Origin of the sequence: Vibrio comitans, assembly GCA_024346835.1 — a bacterium.
In the GTDB taxonomy this organism is placed as follows: Bacteria; Pseudomonadota; Gammaproteobacteria; order Enterobacterales; family Vibrionaceae; genus Vibrio; species Vibrio comitans.
In genome coordinates, this window is record AP024867.1 from 1,141,704 (window position 1) to 1,156,544 (window position 14,841).

Genomic DNA, 14,841 nt, shown 5'->3' on the forward strand with positions numbered 1-14,841 from the left:
ATGGCAATGGTACAAGGTAAAAACCTTAAATACCGTGTTTGGGCAACACATATTGCTCTATGGGCATTCTTGTCCCTAATTATCTTCCCACTATTGATGATCATTGCGATCTCATTTCGTGAGGGTAACTTTGCAACGGGTAGTCTTATTCCAGACAACCCATCGCTTGAGCACTGGAAACTGGCATTAGGTTTCTCTGTAACGCATGCTGATGGCACGGTGACGCCGCCTCCATTCCCAGTATTAACTTGGTTGTGGAACTCAGTGAAGGTAGCGGGTATTTCTTCGATTCTTATCGTGATTTTGTCTACTACTTCAGCTTACGCGTTTGCTCGCATGCGCTTTAAAGGTAAGAGCACTATCTTGAAAGCGATGATGATCTTCCAGATGTTCCCAGCAGTACTTGCGTTGGTGGCTATCTACGCATTGTTCGACAAACTAGGTCAGTACATTCCGTTCCTAGGCTTGAATACGCATGGTGGCTTGATCTTCTCTTACCTAGGGGGTATCGCACTACACGTATGGACTATCAAAGGTTACTTTGAAACCATTGATAACTCGCTTGAAGAAGCAGCAGCCCTAGATGGCGCAACACCTTGGCAGGCATTCCGTCTAGTTCTGTTGCCACTATCAGTGCCAATCCTAGCGGTTGTATTCATTCTGTCGTTCATCGCAGTAGTGGGTGAAGTGCCGGTAGCGTCTCTACTTCTATCTGACGTTAACTCGTACACGCTAGCAGTAGGTATGCAGCAATATCTATACCCTCAGAACTATCTGTGGGGCGACTTCGCAGCGGCAGCAGTACTATCTGCATTGCCAATTACCATCGTATTCCTACTAGCGCAGCGCTGGTTGGTTGGCGGTCTAACTGCCGGTGGTGTTAAAGGCTAACCTAATTAGAGCGATTAAATGATTAGGGGAGCTTTTTGCTCCCCTTTTTATGTTCACGGCTTATCTTGAAGGCATTGATAAGCCTCTTGTTGAGGGGAACGTCAGGACTCTGACTTTTCCACCATATGCAAGTGCACATCTTGTTGCGGAAAGGGGATAGAAATCCCTTCCCGATCAAAGGTCAATTTTACCTCTTTTGTTATATCCCAATAGACATCCCAGTAATCATCAGTTTTTACCCAAGGTCGTACGATGAAATCTACTGATGAAGTGTTAAGGGTATGAACGCGAATGTTTGGCTCTGGATTTTTTAAAGTAGCAGGGTGTGAAGTAACTATGTCAGTTAGGATTCTTTCAGCCTTAAGCAAATCATCGGCATAACCAATACCAAAGACCATGTCTACTCTGCGTAAGCGTTCGTGTGTGACATTTTTGATAACATCTCCCCAGATTTTTCCATTTGGGATAATGATGATTTGGTTGTCGAAAGTTTTGATGGTGGTATTGACCAAACTCATATGGCTCACTTTGCCGTCTACACCCCCAGCGAATACAAAATCTCCGACATCGAAAGGTCGATAGATAAGCAACATCATACCTGCGGCAAAATTTGATAACGTATCTTGAAGAGCAAAACCAATAATGACTCCGGCGATACCAAACCCAGTTAGCACGGGGGCTAGGTTAAGACCTAGCTGTGACAGAGCGATCATAATACCAATGATCCACACTATGTTACCGGATATGCCAATAAAGAAGTCTTGCATTAAATGTGAAATATTTAAGTTTTTGGTTGATACCGTTTTCTTGATGACTTGCCGGACTAACTTCACCACGATTCTAGTTATGAATAAAAGTAGAACGAAGATAAACAGTTGGAACAGGTGTTGTGGAGCGGTGGTACTAAACCACTCGAACGCAGAGTTAGACCAGTGAGACAGAATGGTAAGGATCACTTTGGCGTCAAGTAGGTCTTGGGTAATGCTGCCGGTCACTTCAAATAGTAGACGTTTGTGCTCTGAGGTATCGATGCCAAGTTGGTCTGCAACAAATATTAGAGTGCTTAAACTCTCTATTGCGATAGCCATGCGCTGCCTTACCACGAGTTGGCTGAGCTGCAAACCGGCCTTTTCTGATTCAGGGCTCACAGAGAGTTGATTGCCAATGACTCCAATTTGTTGACTAAAATACTCCACTGAAGCAGAGGTAAGACGCAGGCGGTGTATGACACTCACTCTAAATTGTTCTTCAAGGTCACTTTCATCCAGCCCTAAGCTTTTGAGCCAGTTGATATTTTGCCAACTGGATTTGATCACTGTGTTGAGGTAGTGCTGCAGTTCTTGAGACTCATTGATCAAAGACAAACGCTCTTCATTCTTTGCAGCGTCAATCTTGGTGTTCAGTTCTTTAATTTTATTTTCTAGATAATCTGTCGCGCCCTTTGAATATTTCTTTTGTAGCTCGATTTGGCTGATCAGTTCTTGTTCAGGGAGAGAGTTTTGGCTTACTGCAGTCGCTAATAATGCGCGTAATTGCTCGTTCTTTTGAAACAGCTTAAGTTGTATTGCATCGGTTGTTTCGCCGCTCGATACAGCCAGAGTATCGGTAAGCTCATTGAGCTCGGTATTGATTTTTTTTAGCTCTTGCTCAGAGCGTGTTAGCGTATTAGCTGGGTCTTGTGCAAAGCTAAACGAACTCAAGGCGAAGTTCATCGCAAGCAGTGATAGCGTGACTAAGATTCGGTGTCGGTATGAAAAGATGCCCATAAGTTCTCTCGTAAAGACCTAAGCAAGTCTTTGTTAAAGCGGCTGTTATAGATGAGTGTAATACATAACTCGGCATCAAACGGGCAAAACCGTTAGGTAGGGTAGATAACTAAGGGAGCGCGTGGCTCCCTATTTTTATGCGCATAGCTTTAGTTGAGACTAGCTTAGTTGATAACGTTTTGTTGGTAGATATCTGGCTCATTGATAGGTGTAAATGCTTCGGCAATATTGCCTTGCAAACCTTGCTGTGCATATCGATCAATACGGGGTATTACAGCTACTTTCTGCTGTGCACTCCAATCCATACTGTTGAGATCTAAGTATACATCTGCAGGTGCCAGTAGAGACTTGAAGCGATAGTGACGGTTGGTCAGATCAGAGATAGATTGTAAGTAAGTTGCAACGCCATACGAGTCTTCAGGCTTAGTATGCTTAAGGATTTTTTCACCTACGGCTTTGTCTTCTTCGGGAAGAGGAATACCCGGGACAAAGGCTGTTGTTCCAAGGGCTGAGTACATAAATCCATAGGCCGCATTCATGCCGTCGCTGGGTTTAATATTTGGCATGTTATTGAGCCAGTATTGCGCTTTTTGAAAGCGATCTTCTGCTCCCCAAGTACTTGGAAAACTGCCGTCATTGGCATCAATAGCGCGGTTATGGGCATCTTCCATTTGTGTTTGTATGTTTGGCGGATTAGTCATTACTGTGTATTGCTTTCCGTGGAAGATCTTTAACTCACCATTTTGGATCTCTATGATGGCTGAGTCGCCACTTGCATCCGCCATTGATAGGTGTTTCGGGCTTTCTACATAGCTGTATCCACCGTGTATTGCGGTTAAACGCAGTTGTTTTAACGCATTTACCGCATCTTCTATGTTGGAGAAGTTATCGAGTATATAGCTGACCCAATGGTCCGCTTGTAACACAGGCTTGCTAGTATCCGTAGCAGCGTGTTGGTCGATGTCTCCCTCGTTGAAATATAAGGTACGCGCCGTTAGCCCTTTCTCGTTCATACCATCCATAGGAAAGCGATTGTTTGCGTAGGCTACTACGCTTCCGTATTTAACGGTCCAGCTAATGGTAGGTGTATTAGATTCATTACTTCCCTTGCGCGATACTCCGTGAGGCGTTTTCACCAATGTAGGAGCTGATGCAGAGAAGTAATCTTCGTTTCTACCAACGATTACAAAGTCGTTATTGGTGTTCCACAGCATACGCGTGCAGGCATCTGCCGTGTTAGGCAGTAATGATGTAGCGGCCACCGTTGCCGCAATGCTTAGGGTGATGATGTTCTTTATCATGGGATTTTGCTCTATTCTTAAAAAGTACGAGGGCATATTAATGGTTCTGTTAGAATGAGCTTCCCGCGTTTCGGGGGGATACCCCCTAAATTAAACTTTTGAAGATGGGTGTCTTTTGAACAACCTTACCCTTGCTCAACTTAATGCTTTTGTCACTGTGGCTAGAGTAAATAGCTTTAGTAAAGCGGCGGCTGCACTGCGAAAAGATCGTAAAACGGTTAGCGAACATATCGAGAACTTCGAGATAGATCTCGGCTATCCAGTGTTTACTAAAACGGGGAAAGTACTGAGCTTAACCGATAAAGGTGAAATGCTTTATCGAAGAGCACAGTTGTTATGGGCGGATGTTTCAGCGTTTGAACGGTTTGCTACCAGCCTACACTCTATGAGTAGTGAGCGGATCTCGATATGTTTTGATGAGTCTATTCCTGCATTTTGGTTGAAGCGCATACAAGCTTCATGTCACGACATAGGGGTATCGGTTGATTTGCTCAAAATATCGAGAGAGCACGGTGAGACACTATTGAGGTCAGGAGCTTGTCAGTTTGGTTTGTTTTTGGCTAAAGGGCAGGTCATTAACGCAGAGTTTTATTGGAAAGCCCTTCCACACATTTCGATGTCCGCATTTGCTCGCAGTGGCATTAGCATTGCTGCTTCAAAATTATGTACCTTACGAGATCTGGCTAAATATAAACAGCGGGTTTTTAGTACTGCACTCTCTGCTCAGTACCAATATCCGCTAATGGTCTCGGATGATTTTGTTATAGAGAATGATCTGGATATCTTATTGGATGGACTCGCTAGTGGCGATAGTTGGGCTTTCTTACCTAATCATCTTTCACAACGTATTCCTGAACATATAAGCAGAATAAACCTTGATATTGCAGAGGGCAGTCAAGCTCTTCAACTGCAGCCCGTACTCATCTGGGCGTCAAGCAAGCCACCGCTTTATGATCAAGTGTTTGAAATCGTTAATAGCCTACACAGCGATGGTGCAGAGAAGTTAAGGAGTAAATGAGGAGTGAGGGCGATAGAGGTGCCTTGATGGTGAGCACCTCCACTGAAGCGGATTAAATGTTTTCAAGATTGGATGGGGCGTGGCCTAGGTGTTGCATCAACACGTAGACACTTTCTTGATGTAACGCGACTTTTCTGAATAGGTGTGCGAATACAGAATCACCACCAAAACATTGATTGATATAGTGATCGATTTGTTGTTCAGAATAGCCTTCCACATACATTGTTCTAACCCAGTGATATTCGACCGATTTTTGGTCTCTAATGACATCAATTCCCAGTTTTAGATCTTCCATTTTTTCTCTTAGTTTTGCATTAGCTTGCAGGTTTTCCCCACAATCACAGCTATGAATTGGCAATTTCGCCGATAAATTTAACCAGAACTAAATGAATAAATGATTACAGTTAGGTTTCAGAAATATTTAAATCATTTCAAATGATGAATAGCGAGGAGTGATCAGAAGAAGTCAGTGACAAGGAAATACTATTGCGCAAAAAAGAGTAATTCACTGCGTGACAATAACTTAGAGAGACTAGACAGGCCAAGCATTTAGGCGCGAATTGTTATGCAATCAAAGATTGACAAAAGTCAGTTATAAAACCTGGTATAGCCTGATAGAATACGCGGCTCACAGCGATGTGCACATGTGAGTAGCTTAGAACAGGGATTAGGTTAGTTTAGTTATATGCCGAACATTATGAAGTTTGTTACGGTTTGCTCGGTGTTAGCAGCGAGTTTATCAGTAGGCGCATCAAATGCTCATGCCAAGCGTCATCACAGAGACGTGATTGATTTTGGTCAGCCAGAATATGTCGTTTTGGAAAGTCAGTGTGATCAGACAGGTTTTAATTTGCCTAGAACCATATTGGTCAAGCCAGGTTCAATGGTGGATGTGAGCATTCGCTCTAGCCTGGTATTTCGTCGTGGTTCTCAGGACCCTTATTTGTATCAGTCTGATTACTCCTACAACCAAGTTTATGGGAAGTTGTTACTTGATACTCATTGGGTATGCGAGGTCAAGCAAGATGGGTTACACCCGACACTTTGGCTCGTACCTTCAATAGTAACGACTTCGGGTAGTGGTGCATTTTATTACCTTGGTGTTTATCAAAAACAAGATAAACATTTCTCAGTGATACAAGAGCTGTTCCTTGGCGATCGAATTGATATTGAATCTTTATCCCTTGATGGGGATGTGGTGAACCTGAGCTTCAAGCAACATGGTTTGGAGCAAGCTTTGTCAGATAAGCCGAATCAACTGATAAATAAAAAATTCTCCATCATTGGAACGCAACTGTTCGAACAAAGAGATTGAACTTTTGCTAGTGATTGCTGTTTAACTATCTACGGAATGGATTCATCAGAACACGATTACCAAGGCCGTGCTACTTACCATTTAGGAAGATAGACATTTAGTTTGAGCTTTATAGCTCGTCATTTATAGAGAATGAGCATGCGAACACTTTCAATGTTTTCGTGTTCATGCAGATTATTTTAGTAGGTAACTTGGTGTTCAAGCTTAATCAACTCAATCAACAATCTCGGTCAAGACTCAAGAAGGCCCTGTTGATTTTGCCATTAATTTTTGGCGTTAGTGCAGTATGGTCACATACACAAAATGAGCGTAAATTTGTAGAGCTCAATATAGAAAGCTCAGTATTGCCTACAGCTATATCCGCTCAAAACAGCGATGTTATAGAGGCGAGACCTACCTACAGTTACATCATCAAAAAAGGTGATAACTTAAGTGTTATCTTTGCAAAGTTAGGTGTTTCATATAAGAGTCTTCTTAGCATTATGGAAGAAGATTTGAATCACTTGTCCCTCGATACTTTGCGCCCTGGTGACAAATTAACGTTCTGGATAGACGAAGCCTCTGGTGTTCTATCTAAGATGGAGCTGGAATTTAACCCTGCCGATAAGGTGCAGTTTACTCGTGTAGATGATGATGCCTACACATTTAAAGATGTCTCTATTGAAGGTGAATGGGAAACGACGGCTTTAGTTGGCAATGTTCATGGCAGCTTTTCTCAATCAGCGAATAAGCTGGGAATGAACATTAATGAGATACGTGAAATCACCGATCTTTTGAAAGATAAGATGAACTTTACGCGCGACCTGCGTGCGGGTGACAAATTTTCTGTTGTTCATAAAGTGCAAACGGTAGACGGCAAAGAAACGGGTAGTCGTGAAATAGAGGCGATCAATATCTTTAACCAAGGCCGTGTGATCAGTGCTTACCTTCATACCGATGGGCAATATTACGACGAAAAGGGTGAGAGTCTACAGCGTGCATTTATGCGCTATCCCGTTAAGAACCACAGAATTACTTCGAGTTTTAATCCCAATAGGCTTCACCCTGTAACAGGTAGAGTATCACCACATAATGGTACTGATTTTGGAGTGGGTGTCGGCACACCAGTGATGGCCGCAGGTGATGGCAAAGTGATTATGGTTCGTAATCACCCTTATGCAGGTAAATACATTGTACTTGAGCATGGCTCAACGTATAAAACACGTTACCTTCATCTAAGCCGTATTCAAGTTAAGAAAGGACAACAGGTTAAAAGAGGCCAGCAAATTGGTTTATCTGGTTCGACAGGTCGAGTTACAGGGCCGCATCTGCATTATGAATTGCTGATTCGCAATCGCCCAGTGAATGCAATGACAGCGAACATCCCAATGGCTGAATCTGTGCCGAAGGCGGAAATGACCAAATTTGCAGCAAACCGAGATGCATTGCTGCAAATGATGAAGGAACAAGAAGTATTGCTTGCGAGTCAAAATGATCCGCAGAATAATAAGCAACAAGAATCACTTTAAATCTAGGTAAATTTGAATGAACCAGAATGAGTTTGAGCAACTTGTAAAATCAGCCAGCCAGTGTGCTGATCTTCCTTCTGCACTTTTGTTATTGCAAGAGTGTGAGTATGAAGAAGTCTCTGAGGTTGCGCTATCACTTAAGGGGCAATTTGCAGTTGCTGAGGTTGACGGTGAGCAACGTGTATATCATGTTACTACACAACAAGAAGGCGATGACCTGCAAGAATTTGTAGAGCACATCATGAACACAGATGAGCATGTTATTCGTTTTGTTGCTTGGTTTTTTGATGCTTACTTTGATGTTAAGCAGCGCGACAGTTATAAGCTTGCTGGTAAGACGTATCAGCAACCAAAACGAAGCTAACTAATTACCTCGTGAATAGCACAGAATAGAATCCGCCTGATGGCGGATTTTTTTGGTTGCGATATTGCAACCTGTGTAATTTTCATACACTTTGTTGAGTAAAGCTATTCTGTATTTAAACTTATGATTTTAAAGAATTTAGCTAAATAGTTACTGTATTCATCTCGGCTGTCGTCTTTATATTCAGTACTTTTATGGAATTTATTTTCATATTAATGTGACCTATATCTTGTTTTTCTTCCATTCAGCGCTACAATTAATGCATAAAATGAAATTTAATTACAAAATAGAAATTGGAGTACATCATGGGCAACGATTTAGGTGCATTGATTATTGGTCAACAATCAGCAATCAAATTGATGGAGCAAAAATTCGATGGAAAAATCGAGCGTCGCAAGCCTTCAGTGTTTAAGAAACTGATGAAGAAGCTAACGAAGTAAGCGTTACAGAAAACGCAAATGGAATTGAAAAAAGGCGCTGATAGTACTCTATCAGCGCCTTTTTAGTTTTACTAATCACTACCTGTACGTGCGGGTATGTCGACAACATTATTAGGGATGGTGGTATTTTCTTTACTGGTAAGCCATTTTTCTAGGTTGTCCGCTCCACCAATATATTCACTGTTCATCCAGATTTGAGGCACAGTCACAGGGGTCTTCTGACCAATATGAGCCTTAACCTCAGGTATCATTCGATAGAGTGCTGCACTGTCTTTTACGACATCGTAGTAGGTATAGGGGATCCCAGCTTGATCTAGGGCTTTTTTCGCTTTTACACAGTAGGGGCAGGTCGCTTTACCAAATACAATATTGCCTTGTAAATCGTCACGCTTGGTCCACTCAGCAATAACCGATTGTACTAAAACGCCTCGGTTTAACGCTTCACCTTGACTGATAACCTTGCCTTCGACGACTAAAATAGGGGCGTGCCATGCGCCAAGCTTCAATGGTTCCCACCAATGCGAAAGCCAATCCTTGACTTCAAGCTCCACGTCTACACCGGCAAGCTCACTTTCAAAGGTGTCTTTTAAGATGTCTTTGGTTAATGTGCATTCACCACAAGGGATATTGACTTTAAAGGGTCCCCAACTTCCAGCCCAGCGATATAGAGTGATTTTGATTGGTTTGCTCATGATGCGTTTCCTTGTGCGATATGCGTCTCTTGTTACAGTAGAACATATTGCAGAGGAAAATCTTTCATAAGAAGAAAAATTTTTAACATAAACAAAAAGACCGAGCATAAAAGCTCGGTCAAAGGACTTATCAGACAGGACTAAATGTCGGATTAGAAATCGTAACGGATACCCGCTTGGATTTGGTCGTCTTGGTTGTCAACTTGCTCGAACTTGTAACCTGCGTAAGTGCGTAGGTTGCCGTTGAACTTGTAAACTGCTTCGATTGCGAAGTTATCAACTTCATCTAGACCTGTTACTAGTTGCTTGGCAGCTGTGTCTACATCGTTGTAGTTGTAAACAGCAACGAACGTCCACTTGTTTAGCTTGTATAGAGCTGAGATTTCAAATGCATTTACATCTTCGTCTGCTACTGAACCTAGAGCGTAGTAACCACCTAGAGTGAAGTCAGCAATAGAGTACTGAGCTGCAAAGTTGATCTGGTTGTCATCGTCGTCACCGTTAGTTTGACCAACGTAACCTAGACCTAGGTCAAGACCGAAGTCAAAGCCGTACATTGCCGCAATGCCGTAGCTGTCAGCGTCTTTCGCATCATTTGCAAGGTAGTTAGCTTGAACGTTGAAGCCACCGAACTCACCAGAGTATAGGAAGTTGTTTGAGCGTTTGTCTTTGTTACCAGCTACGATGTCGGCAGCATCTGCACCGAATGTTGCCATTGTATCCGTGATGTCAGTTAGCATTACCTGAGCAGAGTCTTGTTTACCGTAAGAGAACTCGCCAAAGTTAGTGCCAAGACCCGCAAATGCGTAACGGTTAGTGATTGAAGCATCAGTATCGAATTCTGCTTCGTACTTACCAAAGCCGTATAGAGCTTCAGAGATTTGAGATTTACCAACGATGTTCAGACGAGCACGAGATTTGTCAGCAAAAGTACTGTCTGCATCTGTTTTTTCGTTGTTGTCAGAGATATTGAAACGAGCTTCTGCACGACCGCCAATCTTCAGCTCTGAAGTGTCATCTTTGTAAACTGTTGCTGCTGCCGCAGAACCAGAAGCCATTACAGCTAGAATCGCAGTAGTTAGTGCTGCCTTTTTCATCTTCAAATTTCCTATTTTGTAAAATATGAGTTCGCACTCTGGAGTATTTACTTGGGCTGTTGCCCGTTTGATTTGCGACTAATTTAGATTCCAAATATGAATGTCTAATGACTCAAAAATGACGGATAGATTACGAATCTATGGCAGATTTATTAATTGCACATAATTTAACCTGTTGTTTTTACGAGGAAAAACACGAGATCAACGCAGAGATATGGGATGGTGTAAAGTTAAGTCTTTGAAAGTAAACAATTAGAGGATTTGAAGCTCATTAATAATCTCAAACTATGGACACTGCTTAAGCGAAAATCTATTACGGTTTATCTTCGATAGAAAAAGTTGTTGTAGTTCAAATAATTGAGGTGCTTTGTGATCTTGGTCACGATCTGGTTTTTGCCTAATGTACACTTCATGAGCGGGGTCAGAGCGTAGTCAACGAAATTGGTATTTACTTTAACCATGAACTTTAGGGAGCTAGGAACAAGGAAATGCTTTTTAGGAACTCTAATTACAGAGAGTTGCTGTGGTCAGTGAGTTTATGGCTGTTACTACTGCTTCCTCTCCATTCTGTAAATGCAACAACACTGTCTGCCTCTGAGGTGGTCAGATTATCCGATCAGCAAATGCGAGGTGAATCTGGATACAGCGAGATGACCATGACTATCATTCGCCCAACCTGGTCTCGAAGCATGAGCATGAAGTCATGGAATAAGGGTTTGGATTTATCCTTGGTACTTGTTACTGCACCAGCGAAAGATAAAGGCAGCGCCTCACTCAAGCGCCACAATGAGATGTGGAACTGGATTCCTAGCATTGAGAAAGTCATAAAGATAGCGCCATCAATGCTAGGGCAATCTTGGATGGGGTCTGACTTTACCAATGATGATTTGATCAACCAAAGTTCCATTGTGGTGGATTATCAGCATGCGTTTGTGGGCAATGAAGAGGTTGAGGGTAAAGAGTGTTATGTCATTGACGCCATCGCAAAACCAGACGCTCCCGTGGTGTGGGATAAAGTGCGCCTGTGGATTTCAAAAGATAATCTATTGCAACGCAAGATAGAGTTCTACGATGAATTTGAAGAACTGGTCAACACCATGGAGACCTTTAACATCAAATCTATGGGAGGCCGAAATGTCGCCTCAAAAATGCTAATGATGCCAGCGGACAAAGAGGGGCATCAGACTGAAATAGAGATTCATGCCGCGCAGTTTAACTTTGATATTGATGATGCGTTTTTCTCTCAGAGTCAGATGCGTGCATTGAGAGATTAACTGATGTTATTGCGATTGGCATGGCGAAATATCTGGCGTCAAAAGCGAAGGACTATCCTAACGGCCTCAGCGATTGCGCTAACGCTATTTTTGTCGCTGATTATGCGAGCCTTTCAAGAGGGACAATATGCTCACAACATCTTAAACAGCGCCAAGATGGGAACGGGAGTTGTTCAGCTCCAGAACCCTGAATACAAAGAAAACAATAGCATTGATGAACTGTTGCCCGCCTCGGAGGAGTTTATCTCTGATACGCGTGAAATTGACACGATTGATTATCTATTGCCACGGATAGATAGCTTCATATTGGCAGCGAGTGACCAACGTTCAAAAGGTGTATTGTTATCAGGAATTTCCCCAAGTTTAGAAGATGATTATTCCAACATTAGTGCGCGAATTACCAAGGGGCAGTATTTGTCGGACGATGCTACTGGCGTGGTTGTTGGAGAAGGGGTAGCCCACTACCTTGGACTCACAGTAGGGGATGACATTTTTTTTTATGGACAAGGTTATCGCGGACAAATGGCAGCGGGTCTATTTGAGATCAAAGGCATTGTCCATTACCCCATCAAGGAGATGAATAATCAGTTGGTATATCTTTCTCTGCATGATGCTCAACAGCTATTTGGGACAGGAAATCAGGTAACCTCATGGGTTATCGGGTTCAACAACCTTGCAGAACTTCCTTTTGTTAAACAGCAACTAAATAGTGCCTACGCTGAAGGAGTATCTATACGAGATTGGCGAGATTTATCCCCGGAACTAGAACAAAGCATTGTCTTAGATAGGGTAGGAGGCCTCATTATGATGTACCTACTTTATATTGTTGTGGGCTTTGCTCTATTTGCCACCTTACTAATGATGACTTTAGAGCGGCTGCGAGAGTTTTCGGTAATGCTGGCTACTGGAATGTCTCGGGCTCAATTACTACGGTTAATCGCCATTGAATCGGGTTTAATTGGCGTGTTGGGTATCGGCGTAGGAGTATTGATGGCATCGCCTCTGCTCTTTTATTTCTACCACCAACCTATTCGTTTAGCCGGAGAGATGGCTCAGGCAATGTTGGACATGGGGTATGAACCCGTGATGCCAGTCTCTCTAGATCCAGCTTTGTTTTATGAGCAAATTGTCATAGTGGCGGCCATTACTGCAGTGAGTCTTGTGTACCCGATTTGGAGAGTTATGAGGCTTGATGCAGTTTCAGGGCTCAAGGGAGGCTTTCATGCTCGTTAAGTTAGCTTGGAGGAATCTCTGGCGAACCCCACTTCGTACTTCGACCATATTATTGGCCATTGTCGTTGGTGTGCTTAGTGTGATCTTAATGATCGGCTTCATGTCAGGTTTGATGGCTAATATGCTGGTCAATGCGATTCAATGGCAAACCAATGCAATTCAACTTCATCACCGAGATTACTCTCTAGAACCTGATGTTAATCTCGTCATACCGGATACAGAATCTATACAGGTGCTTATGCAAGGTGAGACTTCAATCACTGGCTACAGCTCACGACATATCGTAACAGGAATGATTGCATCTGCCAGAGCCAATCGAGGGGTGAAGATATTAGGCGTATCTCCTGAGCAAGAAGCGAAAGTAACACCCATAAAAGGCAAGCTTATCGCAGGGGAGTGGCTAAGCTCGGATGGGCGCAACCCCATAGTGTTGTCAAATAAGCTTGCGCAGAGATTGAAGTTGAAGCTTGGGTCTAAGGTGGTACTGACATTTAGTGATACTCATGGTGAGGTAACTGGCGCTGCGTTTAGAGTTAGAGGTATTTTTATTAGCCCTAGTGCCTCGTTTGATGACAACAGTGTGTTTGTCCAAAAACCGGATTTGATTGAGCTGACAGGTATTTATGGCAGTCATGAAATAGCGATTGCCATGAATGACTATGAACTAGCCCCTGCGTTGGCAATTAGACTGTCTGAACAGCTAGAACCAGAGTTGAGTGTGGAAGATTGGCAGACATTACAGCCGTATCTAAAGACGCTTATATCCAGTATGCAATCCTTTAACTATTTACTTCTGGTTATCTTTGTAGCGGCAATGGGGTTAGGGATCATTAATATCATGCTGATGTCGGTATTTGAGCGTACACAGGAGTTTGGCGTGTTGATGGCGGTCGGAATGGCGCCAGACAAAGTAAGAAAGCTGATTGTATTGGAAGCGAGCTTTTTAGGATTAACTGGCGCGTGCGTGGGTGTTGTTTTTGCTTTAGTTGTCATGGCCATTTTAGGTGCCACCGGCATTGACCTCAGTATTGCCTCTGAAGGGCTTGCTGAATTTGGTATTGATACTGTTTTCTACCCAGAAGTGACCTCGTCTGAATATCTTATGCTGGCACTTTCCGTTGTGTTGGTGAGTGTGCTTTCAGCCTTATATCCAGCCAGACAAATTATCAAACAAAGCACAATCCAAGCAATGAATGATAAACATTGAGCGAGCAAATCATGACTATCAAAGTGAGTAAGCTGACTAAGACCTACAATCTGAACACAGATTTTCCTGTGGATGCACTCAAGCAGGTAGATTTATCCATAGAGCAAGGAGAGTTTGTCGCAGTGATGGGGCCTTCAGGATCAGGTAAGACAACATTGCTTAACATGCTTGGTGGGTTAGATACGCCAACGCAAGGAGAGGTGACAATAGATGATCTCGTGATCAGTGGTTTGAATGAAAAAGAGAAGATTAAGTTTCGCCGTGACCAAGTGGGATTCATTTTTCAGGATTACAGTTTATTACCTGTGCTTACTGCTTTAGAGAACGTCGAGTTCATTATGCAATTGCAAGGCGTAACAGAGAAAGAGAGCCGAGCACGCGCCAGCAAACTACTAGAGCGAGTCGGTTTGGGTGATCACTTACATAAAAGACCCTCGCAGTTATCTGGTGGACAACAGCAGAGAGTCGCTGTGGCGAGGGCATTGGCACCTAACCCTAAATTTGTAATGGCAGATGAGCCCACAGCCAACCTCGATGCGAAAAGCACTTCCGACCTACTTGATATCATGCAGCAATTAAATGAGTCAGAGGGCACTACGTTTATCTTCTCAACTCACGACCCAAGGGTTATCTCGCGTGCTGCCAGGGTGATAGTCATTGACGATGGCGCAGTGTCTGAAGACAGACTAAACCCCGAATATAGGCCACATTTGAGCCCAGTGGCAGGATGAGCGA

15 protein-coding genes are annotated in these 14,841 nt (G+C 43.1%); 10 read left to right on the top strand and 5 right to left on the bottom strand.

Translation table 11 applies throughout. The features are described from left to right. Entirely contained in the window at positions 1–891 is an 891-nt protein-coding gene (gene malG / locus OCU46_RS18625; protein ID WP_141271238.1) for a maltose ABC transporter permease MalG, read from the top strand. 101 nt (positions 892–992) lie between these two features. On the opposite strand, the gene OCU46_RS18630 is transcribed toward malG, so the two are convergent. Then, entirely contained in the window at positions 993–2,657 is a 1,665-nt protein-coding gene (locus tag OCU46_RS18630; protein WP_141271237.1) for a mechanosensitive ion channel domain-containing protein, read from the bottom strand. A 164-nt stretch (positions 2,658–2,821) separates the two neighbouring features. Next, entirely contained in the window at positions 2,822–3,958 is a 1,137-nt protein-coding gene (locus OCU46_RS18635; RefSeq protein ID WP_167495367.1) for a linear amide C-N hydrolase, read from the bottom strand. A 115-nt stretch (positions 3,959–4,073) separates the two neighbouring features. On the opposite strand from OCU46_RS18635, the gene OCU46_RS18640 reads away from it, so the two are divergent. Then, positions 4,074–4,976 carry a LysR family transcriptional regulator gene (locus OCU46_RS18640; RefSeq protein WP_141271235.1) on the top strand — a complete coding sequence of 301 codons (903 nt, stop codon included), beginning with the start codon at positions 4,074–4,076 and terminating at the stop codon, positions 4,974–4,976. A 52-nt stretch (positions 4,977–5,028) separates the two neighbouring features. On the opposite strand, the gene OCU46_RS18645 is transcribed toward OCU46_RS18640, so the two are convergent. Beyond that, a complete protein-coding gene (locus OCU46_RS18645; RefSeq protein WP_141271234.1) occupies positions 5,029–5,271 on the bottom strand; it encodes a hypothetical protein in 243 nt (80 codons plus the stop codon). Positions 5,272–5,673: 402 nt separating this feature from the next. On the opposite strand from OCU46_RS18645, the gene OCU46_RS18650 reads away from it, so the two are divergent. From OCU46_RS18650 to OCU46_RS18665, 4 genes are all read left to right on the top strand, one after another. Then, on the top strand, positions 5,674–6,291 hold the full coding sequence (locus tag OCU46_RS18650) for a hypothetical protein (RefSeq protein WP_337972461.1): 618 nt from the start codon (positions 5,674–5,676) through the stop codon (positions 6,289–6,291). 167 nt (positions 6,292–6,458) lie between these two features. Continuing rightward, positions 6,459–7,799 carry a peptidoglycan DD-metalloendopeptidase family protein gene (locus OCU46_RS18655; protein WP_141271232.1) on the top strand — a complete coding sequence of 447 codons (1,341 nt, stop codon included), beginning with the start codon at positions 6,459–6,461 and terminating at the stop codon, positions 7,797–7,799. Positions 7,800–7,815: 16 nt separating this feature from the next. Beyond that, entirely contained in the window at positions 7,816–8,163 is a 348-nt protein-coding gene (locus tag OCU46_RS18660) for a hypothetical protein (RefSeq protein WP_141271231.1), read from the top strand. A 305-nt stretch (positions 8,164–8,468) separates the two neighbouring features. Then, complete coding sequence (locus tag OCU46_RS18665; protein WP_280176836.1) at positions 8,469–8,603, top strand: hypothetical protein; 135 nt, start codon at positions 8,469–8,471, stop codon at positions 8,601–8,603. Positions 8,604–8,674: 71 nt separating this feature from the next. Here OCU46_RS18665 and OCU46_RS18670 read toward each other — a convergent pair whose 3' ends face one another. Together OCU46_RS18670 and OCU46_RS18675 are read right to left on the bottom strand one after the other, a co-directional pair. After that, positions 8,675–9,295 carry a glutaredoxin family protein gene (locus OCU46_RS18670; protein WP_141271230.1) on the bottom strand — a complete coding sequence of 207 codons (621 nt, stop codon included), beginning with the start codon at positions 9,293–9,295 and terminating at the stop codon, positions 8,675–8,677. Between the two features lie 152 nt (positions 9,296–9,447). Further along, complete coding sequence (locus OCU46_RS18675; protein WP_141271229.1) at positions 9,448–10,392, bottom strand: porin; 945 nt, start codon at positions 10,390–10,392, stop codon at positions 9,448–9,450. A gap of 488 nt (positions 10,393–10,880) precedes the next feature. Here OCU46_RS18675 and OCU46_RS18680 point away from each other — a divergent pair, with 488 nt between their 5' ends. Genes OCU46_RS18680 through OCU46_RS18695 form a run of 4 tightly spaced genes read left to right on the top strand, consistent with a single transcriptional unit; the run spans position 10,881 to position 14,837 of the window. Then, on the top strand, positions 10,881–11,666 hold the full coding sequence (locus OCU46_RS18680; protein WP_141271228.1) for an outer membrane lipoprotein-sorting protein: 786 nt from the start codon (positions 10,881–10,883) through the stop codon (positions 11,664–11,666). 3 nt (positions 11,667–11,669) lie between these two features. Then, entirely contained in the window at positions 11,670–12,899 is a 1,230-nt protein-coding gene (locus tag OCU46_RS18685) for an ABC transporter permease (protein ID WP_141271227.1), read from the top strand. Then, positions 12,889–14,106, top strand: a complete 1,218-nt coding sequence (locus OCU46_RS18690) for an ABC transporter permease (RefSeq protein WP_141271226.1) — start codon at positions 12,889–12,891, stop codon at positions 14,104–14,106. Before OCU46_RS18685 ends, OCU46_RS18690 begins: the two co-directional genes overlap by 11 nt. A gap of 11 nt (positions 14,107–14,117) precedes the next feature. Continuing rightward, positions 14,118–14,837 (top strand): ABC transporter ATP-binding protein, encoded by a 720-nt coding sequence (locus tag OCU46_RS18695; protein WP_141271225.1) that lies wholly within the window; start codon positions 14,118–14,120, stop codon positions 14,835–14,837. Positions 14,838–14,841 lie beyond the last annotated feature (4 nt).

Excerpts from the sequence above, each read along its gene's own strand:
- OCU46_RS18685 (WP_141271227.1), top strand. The coding sequence starts at position 11,670 with ATGTTATTGCGATTGGCATGGCGAAATATCTGGCGTCAAAAGCGAAGG.
- OCU46_RS18680 (WP_141271228.1), top strand. The coding sequence starts at position 10,881 with ATGCTTTTTAGGAACTCTAATTACAGAGAGTTGCTGTGGTCAGTGAGT.
- OCU46_RS18630 (WP_141271237.1), bottom strand. The coding sequence starts at position 2,657 with ATGGGCATCTTTTCATACCGACACCGAATCTTAGTCACGCTATCACTG.
- OCU46_RS18635 (WP_167495367.1), bottom strand. The coding sequence starts at position 3,958 with ATGATAAAGAACATCATCACCCTAAGCATTGCGGCAACGGTGGCCGCT.
- OCU46_RS18655 (WP_141271232.1), top strand. The coding sequence starts at position 6,459 with ATGCAGATTATTTTAGTAGGTAACTTGGTGTTCAAGCTTAATCAACTC.
- OCU46_RS18670 (WP_141271230.1), bottom strand. The coding sequence starts at position 9,295 with ATGAGCAAACCAATCAAAATCACTCTATATCGCTGGGCTGGAAGTTGG.
- OCU46_RS18695 (WP_141271225.1), top strand. The coding sequence starts at position 14,118 with ATGACTATCAAAGTGAGTAAGCTGACTAAGACCTACAATCTGAACACA.
- malG (WP_141271238.1), top strand. The coding sequence starts at position 1 with ATGGCAATGGTACAAGGTAAAAACCTTAAATACCGTGTTTGGGCAACA.
- OCU46_RS18690 (WP_141271226.1), top strand. The coding sequence starts at position 12,889 with ATGCTCGTTAAGTTAGCTTGGAGGAATCTCTGGCGAACCCCACTTCGT.
- OCU46_RS18665 (WP_280176836.1), top strand. The coding sequence starts at position 8,469 with ATGGGCAACGATTTAGGTGCATTGATTATTGGTCAACAATCAGCAATC.
- OCU46_RS18660 (WP_141271231.1), top strand. The coding sequence starts at position 7,816 with ATGAACCAGAATGAGTTTGAGCAACTTGTAAAATCAGCCAGCCAGTGT.
- OCU46_RS18650 (WP_337972461.1), top strand. The coding sequence starts at position 5,674 with ATGAAGTTTGTTACGGTTTGCTCGGTGTTAGCAGCGAGTTTATCAGTA.
- OCU46_RS18645 (WP_141271234.1), bottom strand. The coding sequence starts at position 5,271 with ATGGAAGATCTAAAACTGGGAATTGATGTCATTAGAGACCAAAAATCG.
- OCU46_RS18675 (WP_141271229.1), bottom strand. The coding sequence starts at position 10,392 with ATGAAAAAGGCAGCACTAACTACTGCGATTCTAGCTGTAATGGCTTCT.